The sequence below is a fragment of the Planococcus liqunii genome (assembly GCF_030413595.1).
In the GTDB taxonomy this organism is placed as follows: Bacteria; Bacillota; Bacilli; order Bacillales_A; family Planococcaceae; genus Planococcus; species Planococcus liqunii.
In genome coordinates this window covers 2,046,183-2,064,172 of sequence record NZ_CP129238.1, presented here as the reverse complement: position 1 = coordinate 2,064,172, position 17,990 = coordinate 2,046,183, and the positions used below count along the sequence as shown (strand labels likewise).

General features: G+C 47.4%; 18 protein-coding genes. All 18 read left to right on the top strand.

The window, feature by feature from the left end:
* The first annotated feature begins 83 nt into the window (after nt 1-83).
* The 18 genes from QWY22_RS10460 (at nt 84) to QWY22_RS10375 (ending at nt 17,604) form a co-directional block, all read left to right on the top strand.
* Complete coding sequence (locus QWY22_RS10460; RefSeq protein WP_300980826.1) at nt 84-1,037, top strand: VOC family protein; 954 nt, start codon at nt 84-86, stop codon at nt 1,035-1,037.
* Nucleotides 1,038-1,056: 19 nt separating this feature from the next.
* Nucleotides 1,057-1,857: an FAD synthetase family protein gene (locus tag QWY22_RS10455; protein WP_300980825.1), complete on the top strand. Its 801-nt coding sequence runs from the start codon at nt 1,057-1,059 to the stop codon at nt 1,855-1,857.
* Between the two features lie 19 nt (nt 1,858-1,876).
* Nucleotides 1,877-2,773, top strand: a complete 897-nt coding sequence (locus QWY22_RS10450) for an isocitrate lyase/PEP mutase family protein (protein WP_300980824.1) — start codon at nt 1,877-1,879, stop codon at nt 2,771-2,773.
* Entirely contained in the window at nt 2,770-4,191 is a 1,422-nt protein-coding gene (locus tag QWY22_RS10445) for an FAD-binding protein (RefSeq protein ID WP_300980823.1), read from the top strand. The genes QWY22_RS10450 and QWY22_RS10445 overlap by 4 nt, the downstream gene beginning before the upstream one ends.
* A gap of 18 nt (nt 4,192-4,209) precedes the next feature.
* Nucleotides 4,210-4,950, top strand: a complete 741-nt coding sequence (locus QWY22_RS10440) for an SDR family NAD(P)-dependent oxidoreductase (RefSeq protein WP_300980822.1) — start codon at nt 4,210-4,212, stop codon at nt 4,948-4,950.
* 15 nt (nt 4,951-4,965) lie between these two features.
* Complete coding sequence (locus QWY22_RS10435) at nt 4,966-5,415, top strand: GlcG/HbpS family heme-binding protein (RefSeq protein ID WP_300984377.1); 450 nt, start codon at nt 4,966-4,968, stop codon at nt 5,413-5,415.
* 5 nt (nt 5,416-5,420) lie between these two features.
* The gene (locus tag QWY22_RS10430) at nt 5,421-6,800 is read left to right on the top strand and encodes an FAD-dependent oxidoreductase (RefSeq protein ID WP_300980821.1); all 1,380 of its coding nucleotides are present in this window, start codon (nt 5,421-5,423) and stop codon (nt 6,798-6,800) included.
* 10 nt (nt 6,801-6,810) lie between these two features.
* A complete protein-coding gene (locus QWY22_RS10425; protein ID WP_300980820.1) occupies nt 6,811-7,662 on the top strand; it encodes an aspartate/glutamate racemase family protein in 852 nt (283 codons plus the stop codon).
* Between the two features lie 198 nt (nt 7,663-7,860).
* Nucleotides 7,861-9,693: a V4R domain-containing protein gene (locus QWY22_RS10420; protein ID WP_300980819.1), complete on the top strand. Its 1,833-nt coding sequence runs from the start codon at nt 7,861-7,863 to the stop codon at nt 9,691-9,693.
* Nucleotides 9,694-10,037: 344 nt separating this feature from the next.
* Nucleotides 10,038-11,240, top strand: a complete 1,203-nt coding sequence (locus QWY22_RS10415) for an acyl-CoA dehydrogenase family protein (RefSeq protein WP_300980818.1) — start codon at nt 10,038-10,040, stop codon at nt 11,238-11,240.
* A gap of 48 nt (nt 11,241-11,288) precedes the next feature.
* The gene (locus tag QWY22_RS10410) at nt 11,289-12,242 is read left to right on the top strand and encodes a VOC family protein (protein ID WP_300980817.1); all 954 of its coding nucleotides are present in this window, start codon (nt 11,289-11,291) and stop codon (nt 12,240-12,242) included.
* 279 nt (nt 12,243-12,521) lie between these two features.
* Nucleotides 12,522-13,373, top strand: a complete 852-nt coding sequence (locus QWY22_RS10405; RefSeq protein ID WP_300980816.1) for an alpha/beta fold hydrolase — start codon at nt 12,522-12,524, stop codon at nt 13,371-13,373.
* Nucleotides 13,374-13,391: 18 nt separating this feature from the next.
* Nucleotides 13,392-14,897: an FAD-dependent tricarballylate dehydrogenase TcuA gene (tcuA, locus tag QWY22_RS10400; RefSeq protein ID WP_300980815.1), complete on the top strand. Its 1,506-nt coding sequence runs from the start codon at nt 13,392-13,394 to the stop codon at nt 14,895-14,897.
* A gap of 283 nt (nt 14,898-15,180) precedes the next feature.
* Entirely contained in the window at nt 15,181-15,507 is a 327-nt protein-coding gene (locus tag QWY22_RS10395; protein ID WP_300980814.1) for an IDEAL domain-containing protein, read from the top strand.
* Nucleotides 15,508-16,317: 810 nt separating this feature from the next.
* The gene (locus QWY22_RS10390; RefSeq protein ID WP_300980813.1) at nt 16,318-16,725 is read left to right on the top strand and encodes a hypothetical protein; all 408 of its coding nucleotides are present in this window, start codon (nt 16,318-16,320) and stop codon (nt 16,723-16,725) included.
* Nucleotides 16,726-16,772: 47 nt separating this feature from the next.
* A complete protein-coding gene (locus QWY22_RS10385; protein ID WP_300980812.1) occupies nt 16,773-17,129 on the top strand; it encodes a hypothetical protein in 357 nt (118 codons plus the stop codon).
* A gap of 135 nt (nt 17,130-17,264) precedes the next feature.
* Nucleotides 17,265-17,420 (top strand): hypothetical protein, encoded by a 156-nt coding sequence (locus tag QWY22_RS10380; RefSeq protein ID WP_300980811.1) that lies wholly within the window; start codon nt 17,265-17,267, stop codon nt 17,418-17,420.
* Nucleotides 17,410-17,604, top strand: a complete 195-nt coding sequence (locus QWY22_RS10375; protein WP_300980810.1) for a hypothetical protein — start codon at nt 17,410-17,412, stop codon at nt 17,602-17,604. Before QWY22_RS10380 ends, QWY22_RS10375 begins: the two co-directional genes overlap by 11 nt.
* Nucleotides 17,605-17,990: the final 386 nt, after the last annotated feature.

Genomic DNA, 17,990 nt, shown 5'->3' with positions numbered 1-17,990 from the left:
TAAGTTTTTGTTTGTGTAATATTTCAGTATATTCAACAAATTCTTTAAATTAATTGTAAACGCATACAAAAGGCGGGGATGAAATGGGCAATCCGGAAATTGCGAAATTAGGCTATGTGGCATTGGTTACACCAGATTTAGAAAAATCACTGCATTTCTTTAAAGAAGTGATCGGCCTCGAAGAAACAACAGAAATCGACGGCGTCCATTATTTGCGGGCATGGGGTGATTTCCAGCACCATACCTTATCGATCGAAAAAGGCGGCAGCGGCCATGTGAAATACATCGGCTGGCGGACAAAAAACCGGGAAGATGTAGCAGGTTTCAAGGAGCTGTTAGAGCAGGACGGAATTCCAGTTGATTCCTTGGCAGCCGGGACAACCCCAGGCATTGGCGAAGCGATCCGTTTCAAACTGCCGAGCGGCCACACGTTCGAGTTGTATTACGATGTCGAGCGCCCGGCAGTCGAAGAAAGCCGGAAGTCGATTTTGAAAAACCAGACGTATAAATCCTGGTCAAAAGGCGTGTCCCCTCGAAGACTCGACCATGTCAACATCCATACATCCACAGACGCGGGCATCACTTACGAGTTTTTAAAGCAACTGGGCTTTAATATGCGGGAGTATTTGCGGGATGACAATGGCGATGTGATCGCTGGCTGGATGAGCGTTACCCAACTTGTCCACGATATTGCACTGGCACAAAAGCCAGCCTTGCCGACGCCGGCGCGCATTCACCATATCTCGTATTGGTCGGATGATTCCCAGGATATCTTGAGGGCTGCCGATATTCTTCGTGAACACGATATCGATTTTATCGGTCCAGGCAAACACGGCATTTCGCAGGCGCTTTACTTGTATGTCATGGATCCGGGCAGCGGCTTCCGCGTTGAATTGTTCACAGGCGGCTACTTGATATTCGAACCGGACTGGGAACCGGTGGAATGGACGATGAAAGAACGGGCATTCGGCAATACGTATTGGGGAGACACCGTCCAGGACAAGGAATTGAACAATATCACGATCGAAGCAAAATAAGGAAAAGAGGCGAAATCCTATGAAAACAATCGAAATCAATCACGCCAATCTGCAGCATTGCCAAGAGACGCTTCCGCCGCATGTCATCGCTTTGGGATTTTTTGACGGACTCCATAAAGGCCATCGGACCGTTATTGAAACGGCCCGCCGAAAAGCGGATGAACTGGGGCTGCCTTTAGCGGTCATGAGCTTCTTCCCGCATCCGAAAAGCGTGTTGTCAAAAGGGCAAAAACAGGTCGAGTATTTGATGCCTCTGGAGAAAAAGCAGCAGCGGCTTCAGCAACTGGGCGTCGATTGGTTCTTCATTGTAGAATTCAGCCTGGATTTCGCTTCTCTTTCCCCGCAGCAATTCGCAGGCCAGTATTTGGTCGGACTTAATGCGAAACACGTGGTTTGCGGCTATGACTATACGTACGGGTCCAAAGGCGCCGGCAATGTCAATACGCTTTATGCAGACGGCAGCGGCAATTACGGCGTGACCGAAGTGGCAAAAGTGGAACTGTGCGGCGACAAAATCAGTTCAACCCGCATCCGCGAAAGCCTGGCAGTCGGCGATATTGAATTTATCCAAAATTTGCTTGGAGAGCCTTACACGATTGAATGGTGTCCGGAAAACGGCTTGTTGCCGCAATACACCTTGCCGGCACGGGGGGAATACGTGGCCACAGTGAAATGCCATGACCGGGAAATTGTCGGCATTCTGCAAGTGACCGCTGACCAGCAGATCAATTTCAACCGCGTCGGGTTTATCTCGGACCGAATGATGACGATCAAATGGCATAAAGAAGTGGAAGAAACCGCGTTCAGTTTGATGACTTAAAGAGAAAAGGAATGGTTGGATGTCAAAAAACAAACAATTCAAAGCGCTGCTTCAGCAGCCAAATGCATTTATTCTGCCGGGTGCGTATGACGGCATGACGGCGCGTTTAATAGAAGAAACCGGATTTCCCGCGATCTATGCGACGGGTGCGGGAATATCCAATGCCCAGCTCGGATGGGCGGATGTTGGGCTAACGGCTGTCACGGAAATTGCGGATGTGGTCAGCCGGATGTCGGACGTGACGAATGTGCCGATCGTCGTTGACGGGGATACCGGATTCGGCAACGCCATCAATTTGATGCGCACAGTGAAACAGCTGGAACGTGCCGGTGCATCTGCGATCCAGTTTGAAGACCAAGTAGCGCCGAAAAAATGCGGCCATTTTGGCGGCAAGCAGGTCATTTCAAAAGAAGAGATGGTCTACAAAATCAAAGCGGCGGTGGATACGCGGAAAGAAGACGACCTGTCCATCATTGCCCGGACCGACGCACTGGCCGTCTACGGCATGGGCGAAGCGCTGGAACGGGCCAACGCCTATAAAGAAGCGGGGGCGGATGTGATTTTTGTGGAAGCGCCGACAACAATCGCACAGCTGCTTGAAATTACCGCAAACGTGCCGGACATTCCGCATATTATCAATATGGTGGAAGGCGGCAGTACACCGCTCGTCTCGCTGGAAGAAGCGGAAGAGATGGGCTTCCAGATCATGCTTTGCGCCAATACGGTGCTGCGTTCCGCCATCAAAGGGATACAGGAAAGCCTGCGTGTTCTGAAGCAGGAACATTCGCAGCAGAACATCCACGATTTGATCTGTACATGGGAAGAAAGGCAAGAACTTTTCAAACTGAAGCAAATCAAACAATGGGAAAAAGAGTACCTTGAATTTGATAGAGCAGAGGAGGCGCCGAAACGATGACAAGAGAAGTGGATTACGATATCGCCATCATTGGCTGCGGAGCAGCAGGAACAGCAGCGGCTTTGTCAGCGGCGGAAAAAGCGAAAGAACAAAACAAAGATATCCGGATTGCCATTATTGAACGGGCCGATTTTGATAACCGCGGCGGCAATTCACGCTGGACGGCTGCTTATATGCGCATGGAAAACATCGACCAGCCAGCTGCAAACTTTAAAGAAGACATGCTGGCCTTTTCGGATAATTTTTCCGACCGAGCTTACATCGAGACTTTATACGATGAAGCCGGTCCGACATTGCGCTGGGTGGAATCGAAAGGCGTCGAATTCGGCTATTTGCCGACGATGTTCTTGACCGCTTCCAAACCCCGGTTGCTGCCGGTAGGCGGCGGACGGGCATTGATCGATACCTTGTCGCTTCGTGCACGCGCACTGAATGTTGAAATCATTTACGAAGCGACAGCTTGGGATTTGAAACTGGGTGAAGAAGGCGCCGTGGAAAGCTTGAAAATCCGCATCAAAGGCGGGGACTCCATCAATTTACAAGTGAATTCCGTGGTTCTGGCAGCTGGCGGTTTCCAAGGGAGCCAGGAAATGATGGCCCAGTATATCGGCCGCGACGCGCACAAGATTCCGCCGGTTGCGGAAGGCGGCTATTACAACAAAGGTGAAGGCATCCGCATGGCGCAGCAATTAGGCGCGAAAGCGACCGGGCAATGGGACTCATTCCATGCCGAACCGGTGGATCCGCGCAGCAAACGCGAAGAAGCCGGCGTCATGACCTATCCCTACGCCATTCTGGTCAATCAGCACGGAGAACGCTTTACCGATGAAGGGGAAGCGACGATCGATGAGCAGTATGAAGCCGTGGCGCGGAAAATCTTCTACGACCAGCCGGGGCATATCGCGTACATGGTTACGGACCAGAAAATGTACGATATCCCGAATTACGAAGAAGCGCTGCAAACGGAACAACCGCCGATTGTTTCCGACACGATTGAAGGTTTGGCTGAGCAGTTAAACATCAATCCGGAAAACTTGAAAAAGACGGTCGACGACTTTAATGCAGCCGTGCAGCCGGGGCAATTTCTCTGGAATGTAAAAGACGGCAAGCAGGCAGTCGGCATTGAGCCGCCAAAATCCAATTGGGCGATTCCGATTGACCAAGGTCCGTTTATCGCTTATCCGATTGTCTGCTGCAACGTCTTCACGAACGGCGGCATCGCGACGGACATCCATGGCCGCGTCGTCTCCAACGACAATGAGCCGATTCCGGGATTGTACGCAGCCGGCGAAATGACCGGTTTGTACTACGGCAAATACCCGGGCGGTACATCGGTATTGCGCAGCCTCGTATTCGGAAAACGGGCCGGGGAACATGCCGTCGAGTATATCGCTTCAACGGTGAAAACTTATTCATAAATCAAGGAGGTGCAGCCGATGTTAACAGGAAAAGTGGCGTTCGTCACAGGCGGCGGCCGGGGAATTGGGCGGGAAACTTGCCTGCTTTTGGCATCATACGGAGCGAATGTAGCCGTATGCGCCAGAAGCGAAGAAGAATGCAACGAAGTCGTCCAGGCAATTGACCATCAATATGGTTTAGAAGCCATCGCCGTCATTTGCGATGTCGGCGATGAAGCGGCTGTGGACCAGGCAATTGCACAAGTGAAGCAGCGCTTCGGAAAAATTGACATTCTGATCAACAATGCCGGCGTCATGAGCATGAAGCCGATCACCGAATTGTCCGTGGAAGAATGGAAATGGGTCCATGACATCAATGTCCACGCGCCGTTTTATTTGAGCAAAGCGGTCGTGCCGGAAATGATCGAAAGGCGGGACGGCGTCATCATCAATATTTCGTCCATCTGGGGCACAAAAGGCGGCCCGAACCGCTCCGCTTATATTTCATCCAAACATGCCATCATCGGTTTTTCAAAAGCGCTCGGCGAAGAATTGAAGCCGTACGGCGTCCGGGTCAACGCCGTTTGCCCGGGGCCCGTCGATACGCAGATGATGGCGGTGCTTGGCGCAGGCGTCAACAAATCCAGCTGGCTGCAGCCGGTTGATATTGCACACGTCATCGTAGATCTTTGTTTACCGAAAATGAAAGCCGTCACCGCTTCTTCGATTGAAGCGTTCGGATATGGCCAGCCGGTCGCAGTTACACCACAAACAAACTAAAAGGGGTAGATTATCATTAGCGAATTCATCACAGCAATCGAGTCGAAAAACATCAGCCTGGCATTAGCCACTAAATTACTGGAAGCAGCGGCGGAAAAAGGCAAAGAAATGGGCATTCCCTTCAGCATCGCCATCGTCGACCGTGTCGGAAACTTGAAAGCTTTTTCGGCAATGGACAATGCGCCGGTATTAAGCCTGGAAATTGCGCAGAACAAAGCATTTTCTGCAGCAACGTACAACCGTGCCACCCACGAATGGTATGACCGCTTGAAAGACGATCCGCCGTTGTTGCACGGCTTGGTCCATACAGAGCGATTAGTAATCTTTGGCGGCGGCTATCCAATCAAAATCAATGATGAATTGATTGGCGGCATCGGTGTCAGCGGCGGCCATTATTCCCACGATATGCAAGTCTGTGAAGCGGCTTTAGAGGTGTTGAACGAATTAACTTCAAAGGCAGTGTAAAGCCTATGGGAGAAACGTATAATTTGATCATTGTCGGGGCGGGAATGGCGGGCTTGTGTGCGGCGGCGGAAGCGGCTGCACAGGGAGCAGCTGTCCTCGTGCTTGAAAAAGAAGCGGATTTCGGCGGCAGTTCACTGCTCAGCGGGCGCTATATGGCGTTCGCCGGAACCGATCTCCAGCACCAAGAAGGCATCAACGATGAATCTCGTTTCCTGGTTGACGACATGCTCGCAGTCGGTGAAGGCAAGAATGAAACCGAATTGGTGGAAGCATACGGCAAGCGCCAGTTGGAAACATATGAATGGCTTGTTTCTAAGGGAGTGGAGTTTCATAAAGTCCAGGCAGTGAGCGGACATAGCGTTCCGCGGGGCCACACCATCACTCCGCAGCAGGCCATTACGGCTTTGTACCGAGCGGCTGCCGAATCCGGCACTGTGTCATTTAAAACCGGGGCGTCCGTCAAGCGGCTGCGTAAAGATGAAGATGGACGTGTTTCACAAGTGATTTTTGAACATGCCGGCAAAACGGAAACCGCGACGGCTGAGAACGGTGTGCTGCTCACGTCAGGCGGCTTCTCAAGAAGCGAAGACTTGCTCCAAAACTTCGCACCGCATTTATCCGGTGCCATCCGCATCGGCGGCAAGGGAAATGTCGGAGACGGCATCAAGCTGGCCAGTGAACAAGGGGCCTGGCTGCGTGATTTCCCGTATTTAAAAGGGACATATGGCTTTCATCCGAGTGCAGACGGACCAAGGAAATCACAAGCTTTGGCATTTTACAAAGGCGCCATCATCATCAATAAATTCGCGGAGCGTTTTGTCAACGAATCGATTTCTTACAAGCTGATCGGTTCGGAAGCCTTGCTTCAGCCGGAAGGCATCACGTACCAGGTCTGGGACCAGTCCATTATGGATCAGGGCGTTCCAGGCGACGCCCTTTACGACTTTGACAAGCTGCTGGCGCTCGGCTTAATCGAAAAGGCGGATACGCTTGAAGGGCTGGCGGAAATTATGGGAGTTCCCGCTGGATCGTTGAAATCTACTATAAATGAGTATAATCGCGATATCCAAAATGGCGGCGACCAAAAATTCGGCCGCAGCACATTGACGCACCATTTCGGAACGCCGGCGCCGATCGGCAACTCTCCGTTTTACACAATGCGGACAACCGTGGCGATGCTGGCCACCTATGCCGGTGTCAGTGTCGATCCATCCGCGCAAGTGTTGAATGCGTTCAATGAACCGATTGAAGGACTGTATGCGGCCGGCGAAATCGCAGGAGGATTCCACGGCGCAGGATACATGACAGGGAGTTCTCTCGGCAAAGCCGCTATTTTTGGCAGGATAGCCGTTCAAGCCGCATTACAAAAACAAACTGTACTTTAGGGGGATGGATGTGTTGAAAATATGGCATCAAAGTTTGACATCGATCGAACATGTGCCGGCTTACCGGGATGCGGTCATCGGCCATATCCAGAAAGTCGCGCGCCCGGATGTAGAAGTTGTGCTGCACGGCATGGCCAGTGAAACTTATCCGAGCGATTATCCCGGCCATTTTATCACGTATTCCTATTTGCAGAACCTGCACAAAGAACAGTTTATCCGCAACGCCTTGATTGCCGAAAGCGCCGGCTACGATTGCATGTTCATCGGCACGATTCCGGACGTCGGTTTGCTGGAGGCGCGGGCATTGGTTGACATCCCGGTGATTGGCTACGGGCAGGCTTCTTTCCATATTGCGTCGATGCTCGGAGACCGCATCGGCATCGTCAATTTCCTGGAACCGCTGGCGGACCAATTGCGCAGCAACGCCGAACGCTACGGACTTGGCGGGAAACTCGGACCGATTGTCCAGACGTCGATCGGGTTCTACGATGTGCTGGCCGGTTTTGAAAATCCACAGCCGGTCATTGACAGCTTTATTGCCAGTGCGGAGGAAGCCATCGCTCTTGGGGCTGATGTCATTGTACCGGGTGAAGGTCCGCTGAATGTCTTTTTGGCTGCACACGGCATTTCCCGGATCGGCGATGTGCCGGTAGTCGATTCTTTTGCGGCCGGTATCAAAATGTGTGAAAGCTTAACCGATTTAAAAGTGAATTCAGGCGTCACGATGACCCGTAAAGGTTTCTTTAATGCCAAGCCGCCGGAAGAGGCAGTGAAAAAACTGCGCGCGTTCTACAATCAGGAAAGCGAGATCCATGCTGGCTTGGATTACGGTTTATCTGTTAAAGCAGGCATTAATATCTGACTTGGCAGAAACACTTCCGGCTTTGGGCTGGAGGTGTTTTCTCTGTGGAGCTACCATTTGAAAATAAATGAGAAATATTTCTGTTTATTTTGTATAATCCATATAAGCATAAAATTATTATGTTTTACAAAAGAGAATGGGATAAAAGTTATGGAGTATGTATTCTCAGAGACCATAATAGCCACAAGGGGGATTTTCATGAGAAAACTGGAAACGTTCGATCAAATGGAAGATAAAAAAATCTCGACGACTTCTGCCACTTTCGGGTTATTAAGAAAAGAACTGATTGAAAACCTGGGAGTTCAGCGGGCCAAGTCGTTTTTGCTCAAATATGGATGGAATCTCGGGAAAGCCCATGCAATCGATGTTCTGAAAGTTGGAGGCACGACCGAAGAAATGCTGGAAAAAGCCGGAGCGCTGCATTACGAAACCGGGCAAATCTCCGGTCTGATATCCAATCGGGAAGTGATTGTGGATGAGAACGGGGAAGTGACAAGAATTTCAGCAAAAGGAGAATGGCTGGATTCCTTTGAAGTGGCTGAACATGTGAAAAACCACGGCATTTCAAATTGTCCGGTATGCCATACTTTGACCGGATTTGGAAGCGGTTTCACTTCGACGATTACTGGGCGCCGCGTTTTCCTTCGGGAAATCGAATGCAGAGGAAAAGGAGACGCTTCCTGTACATTTGAAATGAGGCCCGAGGAAGATTGGGACGATGCCGACATGCAAAAAGAAATCCAGCTGTATCAGGAAAGCCGCTTTATCGATGAGCTCAATTTTACGTATGAGCAGCTGCTGGAACAGAAAGATTTCATTGAGAAAGCTTCCACCTTCCATAACACACTGACAACAAGGCTGTCGGATGGTGATTCGATAGAGGAAATGATCAGCACCATCTATGACACCTTGAACATTCCAGTTTCCATTGAAGATTTGAATTTCCATCCGCGCGTTTACCGGGGGATTGACGAAATCCAGTACAAGACTTTTAGTGAAGACTTCTATAACTCCATCAATAAAACCAAAAGCGGGAAAATCCTTTATTCGTCCTATGACAAAACTTTTGTCATTCAAGGAAAAGCCCATAAACGCCTCGTGTCACCGATTATTGTCCAGAAAAAGCCGATTGGCTATATCACCTTTTTTTATCTGGACAAAGAGGCAGATGCTGAAAATGAAACCATGTTTATCCAACGTGCCGCGACGTCGGCAGCGCTTTACTTTTTGAATGAGAAAACCAGTTTGGAAGCGGTCGAAAACATCAAGGCGTATTTCTTTGAACAATTGCTGCAAAAGCAATATACTTCAATTCCGAGCATTGTTTACCGGGGCTATTATATGGGCATCGATTTGAAGGAACCTTTTTTCATCGCCAGCTTGAAATGCACTTCCGAACACCTGGATGTCTCCAAAGTGGAGCTGCTGGACCAGATCATCCAATCGATCACACGCTATTTAGAAATGCAAAGCTATAAAATCCTCATCACCGAATACGAAGGATCGATTGTCATGCTGCTGCCGAAAGTGGACCGGCTCAACTATATGCTGGAGAATATCCTTAAGCATTTAAGCCATGAACATCGGCATATCGCGTTCCAAGTCGGCATGAGCAGCCAGCACGGGTCCATCGAGACGATTGATGAAGGGCTGGAAGAATCCAGAGTCGCACTGCGCTTGAATACGGCTGAAAAAATCGCTTCTTTCGAAGAAGTCAGCATCATCGGTTCGCTGATCAATTCCAAAAATATGCTAACCATCCGGCGCATTGCCAGAAAAGAATTGGAACCGATCTTTGAACTGAAAGATCACAAACGGGATGAACTCCTGAAAACTTTGTATGTTTTCCTGATGAACGGCGGCAATCTGCAGCAGTCAATCAGCGATTTGTCGCTGTCGATGAGCGGGTTGATGTACCGCATCACCCGCATCGAGAAATTGCTGAACAAAGAACTGCGCAATCCGGCGGCAGCATATGAGCTCCTGCTGATGCTTGACGCATTGAAGATTCTGGGCGATATTGATGTCTAGAACTTTTTAAATGGCAACTCTATTTAAGGCTAACCCAAAAGTCGAAAAAGACTTTTGGGTTAGCCTTTTTTCAATTTTTATTGGGAACAACGAATGACAGTAAGGGACTTGTGGAATGAGCCATGCCTAGAAGAGGGAAGCAATTTTTCATTGATTTCATTAGGGAACGGCATTTAACAAAAAGAATTAACGGAAAAGAAATGAAAAAGACGATTCTTTCGATAAAAACTAACATTTTTTATTGGAAAAAGGCAGGAAATCGAATGGTTTTTCATCTTTAAATGATTCTGAAATTTCTTTAAATTAAGGGTAGCAAGAAAAAGAATCAGAGGAGTGGACCCAATATGAATCCTGTTATCCAAAAGGAAAGCAAAGTAGACGTCGTAGCAGCAGCAAAATCACTGATACCTTCATTAAGAGAACGCGCAACGGAAACAGACGCGCTTGGCCGTATTCCTGAAGCGACGATGAATGAATTGAAAGAGCTGGGCTTGTTCAAAATGCTGCGCCCTAAGCAGTACGGCGGCCAGGAACAAAATATGCGCACTTACAGCGAAGCGATTGTTGAAATTTCAAAAGGCTGCGGATCAACGGGCTGGATTGTGGCTTTGTGTGCCATCCGTGAATTGATGGTAGCTGAATCCTTCAGCGAGCAGACCCATGAAGAAATCTTCGGGGAAAATGAAGACAATGTGCTGTTTGCCGGAGTTTACGAGCCACGTAAATGCATCGCCAAAAAAGTGGAAGGGGGCTATTTGATCGAAGAAGGATTTTGGATGTTCTGTTCGGGATCCCAGCACGCCACTTGGGGATATTTCGGCATGCCGATCATCAACGAAGAAGGCAAAATGGTCGACCAGGTACTAATGACACTTCCGTTCAGCGAAATGGAAATCATGGACGACTGGAACGTCATGGGACTAAAAGGCACCGGCAGCAATAGCGTGAAAATGCATAATGTCTTTATTCCGGACCACCGCTGTACATCGTTCGTCAAAGCGCTTGACGGCGATTTTGAATCCTCGCATTTAAGAAACATTCCGCTGTACCATACGGCGCTTTTCCCGGCATTGATTCTTTCGCTTGGATTGCCTGGAGTGGGCATGCTTCGGTCAGCAATGGAGTTTTTCAAGCAAGGTTTGCCAAACCGACGCGCGGCGCATATGGGCGTTGAATTTGTCAAAGATGCGGCAAGCACGCATGCCATTATTGCGGAAGCGGAATTGAAAATTGAAACGGCTGAGATTTTCTTCTATAAAGTGGCCGACGCTTTGGATGCCAGTGCCCAAGCAAAAGAATATATGGGGCGCCATGAACGCGTAAAAACTTTAGCGGATATCGGCTATGCCAACCAATTGCTGAAAGAAGCGATGGATTTGCTGATGTCAGCAAGCGGCTCCGGCTTTGCCTATAACGGCCATCCGATGCAGCGCATTCTGCTCGACTTTCTCGTTTTGCATTCCCACCGCTCCCTATCGCCGATCATTACCATTGAAAACTATGGGCGGGTATTGTCGGGGCTCGAATCAAACGCCGTACGCTATTAACGTAAATGTACGCGCTTACAAATTGGGAAGTCAGAAGGAGGTTTTTCAGTGAAACCGGAAATTGCAAAACTGGGCTATATTTCGTTGGTATCAGCAGATTTAGAAAAATCGCTCGTATTTTTTAAAGACGTCATCGGCCTGGAAGAGACCGAAAAAAAAGACGGCGTCCATTATTTGCGGGCCTGGGGAGATTTCCAGCATCATACTTTGTCGATTGAACAAGGCGACCGCGGATATGTAAAGCATATCGGCTGGCGGACCAAGAAGGAAGAAGACGTCCAAGGATTTAAAGAACTTCTCGAAGCTAACGGCGTTCCAGCTAACAATGTAGAAGCCTGGGCGACTCCAGGCATCGGATCTTCCGTTGCATTCCAAGTGCCAAGCGGACATACTTTCCATCTTTACTACGATGTGGAGCGGCCCCCGGTGGATGAACACCGCAGGTCTGTGCTGAAAAACCAGACCTATAAATCCTGGGCAAAAGGCGTATCGCCCCGCCGGTTGGATCATGTCAATCTCCATACTTCGGCGGACTCGTCTGACACCTATACCTTTATGGAGAACATACTCGGATTTAAAATGCGCGAGTTCTTAGCGAACGATGCTGGAGATATACTGGCCGGCTGGATGAGCGTAACGCAATTGGTCCATGACGTGGCACTGGTGTCGCGTCCCGAGACGCCGACAAAAGCGCGGCTGCATCATATCTCGTATTGGCTGGACGACTCACAGGATATTCTGCGCGCAGCGGACATCTTGCGGGAAAACAATTTTGATTTTGTCGGTCCGGGCAAGCATTCCATTTCCCAAGCCCTGTATTTATACGTGACGGATCCAGGCAGCGGCTGCCGCGTGGAATTGTTTACAGGCAGCTATCTGATCTTCGAACCGGACTGGGAGCCGATTCATTGGCATGAAAGTGAACGCGCTTTCGGCAATACGTACTGGGGAGACAGCATTACCAACAAAGAGCTGGTCAAAGAGACGATTGAAGCCTTGTGAAGAAATAGGATGAGCATAGTGATGGTTCAATGTTTGAAATTTACAAAATGATATTAGATGAACTACAAATTTATAACAGTGGAATTACCACAAAATTGTTGGTTTTCTCCACTGTTTTGTGTCATATCAATAGTAGCGGTTATCAAAAAAATTATACAAATGATTCTCTCTTTTTAAGAGAGCTTCTCCAGCTCCGTCTCGCTCAAAGCGTCCGAAGCGGAATATAAAAGAATAATTCTATAGTTTCATTAATCTCGATGATAGAAAGGGGCAAAAATAATGGCTTTATTAACAAATGCAGTAACTCAGGAAATTGTCCAGACAGAAAATTTTGCTACATACTTAAACCGCTCCGGCGAACAGAACGAACAAACGATTCTGTTCCTGCACGGCTCCGGTCCAGGAGTGACCGCTTTCGCCAACTGGCAGCCGGCACTCGAAGAAGTGGGAGAACAGTTTCAATGCCTGGCACCGGATCTGTACGGCTTCGGAAAAAGCAGCCATCCAGACGAGCCGCTGAAAAACCGCCAGGAATGGATGGATCAATGGATCAGCCAGACGATCGAACTGCTGGACCACTTGAAGCTTGAAAAAGTGCATGTGGTCGGCAATTCACTGGGCTGTTCGATTGCGCTGGAATTGCTGCTTGAGTATCCGGAACGTTTTGATCAAATCGTGCTGATGGGGCCTGGAGGCACGCCGAATACGAAACTCAGTTTTGAACTTGCCCGGGCAAAAGGGTTTTATGACAATCCTTCCAAAAAGAAACTAAAGCAGATCATGGGCTGGTTTGTCTACGATGAGAAAGCGATGCAGCCGGTCATCGACAGCATTCTGGATGTCCGCTATCAAACAGCGATGCAGCCCGAAGTCCACCGTTCGAACGATTCGATCTTCTCTACAGCGGCAGTTCCTGTACCGGTTGTGGCGCTGAACCGCATCGAAAACGAAGTGCTGCTTGTCCACGGCCTGAACGATAAAGTATGTTCGGTCGATTCGAGTTATTATTTGGCTCAGCATTTGAAAAAAGCCCAGCTGCATGTCTTTGGCCAGTGCGGACACTGGGCGCAGCTTGAGAAGAAAGACAGTTTCCATGAACTGATCCAAGCCTTCTTTAACAAGAAAATATAAGCAATGGGAAGTGGCGATATGGAGTCAAAAACGGAATACCAATACGAAGCGGATGTTGTGATTGTAGGAGCCGGCAACGCGGCGATGTGTGCAGCTCTTGCGGCACAGGAGCAAGGCGCGCGTGTCATCGTCCTTGAAAAGTCGCCTGAAAAAGAAAGAGGCGGAAATACGACGTATACGCATGGTTCCATTCGTTTCGCGTATAACGGAACCCCGGACATCCAGGCAATCATCCCGGATTTGGCAGAAGAAGACCTCAAGGTGACGGATTTCGGAAGCTATAGCGAAGAACAGTATTACGAAGACCTTTGCCGCATGACCAATTACAAGACCGATCCGGAACTGGCTTCCATTTTAACAGGAGAAAGCTTTGAAACGATGAAATGGCTGACGAAGCACCATATACAATTCATTCCTATTTATGGTCGGCAAGCATTTAAAATCAATGGCATTTTCAAGTTTTGGGGCGGCATGATCCTGGAATCGGTCGGCGGCGGCCACGGGTTAGTCGAAGCGCTGCATAACGAAGCGTCCAGCCAAGGTGTCCGGATTTTATACGGCACGATGGCTATTGAATTGCTGCACGGTGACGAGGGAATCCAAGGCGTCCGGGTGAAAGAGAAAGGCCTCAGCAAGACTATCCGGGCGAAAGCCGTTGTTATGGCTTCAGGCGGGTTTCATGCCAATGTTGAAATGCGTACAAAATACCTCGGGCCGAAATGGGATGTGGTCCATACGCGCGGCAGCCGCTACAACACCGGCGAAGGCATCCAAATGGCATTGGATATCGGCGCGTTGTCTGCCGGCAACTGGTCGATGGCCCATGCGGTGACCGGTGACCGTTACCTCCCGGACTTTCAGGAAGGATTCCAGCGGCTCAGCTATCCGTTCGGCATTTTGGTCAATTCTGACGGACAGCGCTTTCTGGACGAAGGCGCCGATTTCCGCAATTATACGTATGCTAAATACGGCCGTTTGATTCTGGAGCAAAAAGATAATTTTGCTTGGCAAGTTTTTGATGGGAAAGTCTCACACTTGCTGCGCGAAGAGTATAAAGGCAAGCAAGTGACGAAAGTAAAAGCGAACTCTTTGGAGGAACTGGCGGATAAAATGGAAGGCGTCGATAAAGAAAAATTCCTTGAAGAAATGGTTCGTTATAATGAAGCGATTGATGATGTTGTGCCATTCAATCCAAATGAAAAAGATGGACGAGGCACAAAAGGAATTGATGTCCCCAAAACAAATTGGGCGAACCGCATCGATACTGCTCCTTTTGAAGCTTATGCTGTAACTTGCGGCATCACCTTCACGTTTGGCGGATTGAAGATCAACGAACGGGCAGAAGTCCAAAACACGATGTACCAAAAGATCAATGGCCTGTATGCGGCCGGGGAAGCGGCTGGTGGACTGTTCTATGACAACTATCCGGGCGGTGCCGGCTTGATGGCAGGTGCCGTATTTGGAAAAATTGCCGGAGAACAGGCAGCACACTATGTGAAGGCGGAGCTGACCGCAAAAGTTTGAGTTTCTTCTATAATATGTATGTAGGAGTACAAACGTTTTCCGGAATTCACATCTGTGAGATTCCGGAAAACGTTTTGTCTTTTGTGGGAAGGGTATCAGATATACTAACTCCTTTTCAGGCGAGACAGAACTATGGCCTCAAACGACTTATCTCGAAGCCGAGGCATATAAATTGATATCGCTTCACTATGCGCGTAGACTTTTAATCAGTAAGCAGCAAGATCCAATGCTTACAGAGCAAGGTGGAGCCAGCTGGAGAATTCAAAGAAGAAGGTGCATACCTATGATGAATGATCACAAAACGATTTTAAAAAACAGTGACTGGGTGAAAGGCATATCCCGCCACGGTGAACTGATTATCGGGTTCATCGATTCGATGAATATTTTTCAAGAAGCGGTATACGTGGTAGTAGCCGAGAGCGATAACGAGGAATTGATCGGCAAGACCATCCCGATGTCACTTACACAAGTTGAAAGCATACCGGACAACGAAACGAAAGATGCCGGCCAATTGGAGTTTCTGATCGATTTAGCCCTATCAACCGGGGACAAAGAATGGTTTAAAGAGCTTTCAGCAGAATTGAATGGAAAGAAACAATCGGTCAATTAAATAAATAGCAGCATCCATTTTGAAAAAGCAGCGGACTCTAATTGAGCCGCTGCTTTTTTCTTTTGAGCCGATTGGATTTATACGCATTCGAATTCAGGCAAGCAAACAAAAAAGAAGCCGGTTCATTGGCTGAAAAAATGTTCGATTGCTAAAAAAATACTGAAATTTATGCCGCCAATTTTGTATTTCACGAAAACTTAAAAACTCTGCCGAAGGCATCTTAAAGCAATTGGCTAAAAAAAGAAAATGCATAGAGCTTAAAAAATGATCACCTAAATAACATCCTTATCAAACTGTTATTAACTTAAAATAGCAAAAGAATTTTTCCATTAAAAGTATTACAAATTAAGCATTTTACCTTAAACAATTGTTTGAAGCGCAGGCCGGATAAATACCTTACGCTCATCAGATTGAATTTTTTATAGACAACAATGCATATTTATAAAAAATAAATATAAACATTATTTAATGAATCGCCATTCATAGGACTTTTATATGAGTTAAAGTTATACAAGAAAAGCGATTAAAGTATCAGAATTAAAAGAATATTATAAAGCTCTTTACATATTTTGTGGGGTAATATAGTCTTAAGGTATCGAAAAACCTTATTCGATTATTAAATAACAGTTAATTTTAAGCAATAAGTTTATGAATTTAGGTTAAATGTCAAAAAATATTGATTATTTTTTCGAAATTATCATTTATTTATTGAATCATTTAGCCTGTGGTTAATTATACATTCATTCATGCATCTATTTAAAAGCGGAAGCAAAATAAATTGTAGAATTAAGAATGGAAGGGTTGATCTGGATGTTAAAAATGAATTCTTTGGTCGAAATTGCCGAGAAAGTCGGAGAATTGCTCGAGGCAGAAGCAGAACTTCGCCCTGAGGGGTTAATTTTTAAAAAGAAGCGGATTGTGAAGGAACAGAAAAGTTCTAACGTGCATGTCTGCTGGTCGTTGGATTTAAGTGTCAATGTCCAATCAACAGGATGTGAAGAAGCAACCAATAAAGCGGAAGTGTTTCTTCTTCCGGAAGAATTGCCATTATTTACAGCGTCGCTCATCGGAAATCCGATTTTAATGCCGACTAACTTTTCGCAGAAAATCTCATTGGAACGCGGCATGTATTGTGTGCGCTTAATGTCTCAGGAAGCCCCGGAAATCTTTGCTGCACGGCTTTCAGAGACCCTGCGTACCTTAGCCGATAAGGAATAGTAATTTTCAGTGTACACGAATGGATTGTGGCAAGGAGGAAAAACTAAATGGAACAGATGAAGCGAAGGCCTCATAAGTCGGTTAACTATTTTTTTCTTAGATCCAAAGATGTGCATATTGAAAACGATTCAGCCGTCATTACTTTTTTTGCCCGCCTGACGAGGGAAGTTTTACTTAACAAAGAAGAAGAGCCAAAAGTTGAGACGGTCTGGGTGAAGATCGACGAAGTTCCGCTGGATCGCGCATCCCCAAAAGCAAAAGCCATGCCAAACTGCGTGCGGCGGTATGAACTGCCGCAAAACGTCTTTTATCATCTCTATCAAATGTCGAAAAGCTGTCCTAAAGAACTTTTTTATGTGACCCCTTACTCGCGGCATTTCACTCGGGAAGATTTCATTACTTAAGTTCTGGAAGCAGATTTTCCAGAACAGCATTTTGCAGCGGCAGCCGGTTTTTCATTTAAGGCTCAAGCACTTATCATTTTTTTCCGGTACTAAGGTTACTCATTATATTGAACAAACCCAAGGAGGATGAATCAGATGAATACAATGCTAAAAGAAGCAACAAGAATGGAAAACACGAAAAAGACGTACTTGGAAATGTACAAGGAGTTTATCAACGGCTACCTGCAATATAAATTGGGAAAAGCCGATGGGCAGACACCTACCCACCCGGCTGAAAGTCATGAAAAATGACCTTTACATAAAAGGCATTAAAAAAGAACCAACCTGCTTTTCTGCCGCAGCGCAGCAAGCACTCATGGCTGAGGTTGAAGAGGAGACAGGCGCTCAAGAAAAATCGGGTAGCAGTGCAGGAAATCCGGTTTGGTATGATGACTTGATCGATATTGAAAAATTTGTAGAAAGCAAGAAGCTTTAATTTTCAATCCGGATTTACAACTAGCTAAGCATTAAGGAGAGGCTGCTCGAACTTTGAGCGCCTCTTCTTATTATATTTGTTGAAAAAGCGGCCTTCGGTCATTTTGCTTGAATGCTTGGCTTTTGACAGTTCGCCTTATAAAGCAGCTGGGAAGTATTTGCTGGACGACGTAATCGATCTAAATGATGCCCGGAAGTTTATGTGCCGCCCATTAGAACTTCCCTGTGCATCGAACGAGGGAAAGCTAGCGCCGCTTGGCACCCTGGCCTACCGGTTTTCCAATGGAGAACTGCAACTAATAATAGGACCTTCACGGAAAATAATAATTTTTTATGAAGGATTTTTTGGTAGGTAAAATCGATTGGAATCAGCTTTTCATGGCCTGC

Excerpts from the sequence above, each read along its gene's own strand:
- QWY22_RS10460 (WP_300980826.1), top strand. The coding sequence starts at position 84 with ATGGGCAATCCGGAAATTGCGAAATTAGGCTATGTGGCATTGGTTACA.
- QWY22_RS10455 (WP_300980825.1), top strand. The coding sequence starts at position 1,057 with ATGAAAACAATCGAAATCAATCACGCCAATCTGCAGCATTGCCAAGAG.
- QWY22_RS10450 (WP_300980824.1), top strand. The coding sequence starts at position 1,877 with ATGTCAAAAAACAAACAATTCAAAGCGCTGCTTCAGCAGCCAAATGCA.
- QWY22_RS10445 (WP_300980823.1), top strand. The coding sequence starts at position 2,770 with ATGACAAGAGAAGTGGATTACGATATCGCCATCATTGGCTGCGGAGCA.
- QWY22_RS10440 (WP_300980822.1), top strand. The coding sequence starts at position 4,210 with ATGTTAACAGGAAAAGTGGCGTTCGTCACAGGCGGCGGCCGGGGAATT.
- QWY22_RS10430 (WP_300980821.1), top strand. The coding sequence starts at position 5,421 with ATGGGAGAAACGTATAATTTGATCATTGTCGGGGCGGGAATGGCGGGC.
- QWY22_RS10420 (WP_300980819.1), top strand. The coding sequence starts at position 7,861 with ATGAGAAAACTGGAAACGTTCGATCAAATGGAAGATAAAAAAATCTCG.
- QWY22_RS10415 (WP_300980818.1), top strand. The coding sequence starts at position 10,038 with ATGAATCCTGTTATCCAAAAGGAAAGCAAAGTAGACGTCGTAGCAGCA.
- QWY22_RS10405 (WP_300980816.1), top strand. The coding sequence starts at position 12,522 with ATGGCTTTATTAACAAATGCAGTAACTCAGGAAATTGTCCAGACAGAA.
- tcuA (WP_300980815.1), top strand. The coding sequence starts at position 13,392 with ATGGAGTCAAAAACGGAATACCAATACGAAGCGGATGTTGTGATTGTA.
- QWY22_RS10395 (WP_300980814.1), top strand. The coding sequence starts at position 15,181 with ATGATGAATGATCACAAAACGATTTTAAAAAACAGTGACTGGGTGAAA.
- QWY22_RS10390 (WP_300980813.1), top strand. The coding sequence starts at position 16,318 with ATGTTAAAAATGAATTCTTTGGTCGAAATTGCCGAGAAAGTCGGAGAA.
- QWY22_RS10385 (WP_300980812.1), top strand. The coding sequence starts at position 16,773 with ATGGAACAGATGAAGCGAAGGCCTCATAAGTCGGTTAACTATTTTTTT.
- QWY22_RS10380 (WP_300980811.1), top strand. The coding sequence starts at position 17,265 with ATGAATACAATGCTAAAAGAAGCAACAAGAATGGAAAACACGAAAAAG.
- QWY22_RS10375 (WP_300980810.1), top strand. The coding sequence starts at position 17,410 with ATGAAAAATGACCTTTACATAAAAGGCATTAAAAAAGAACCAACCTGC.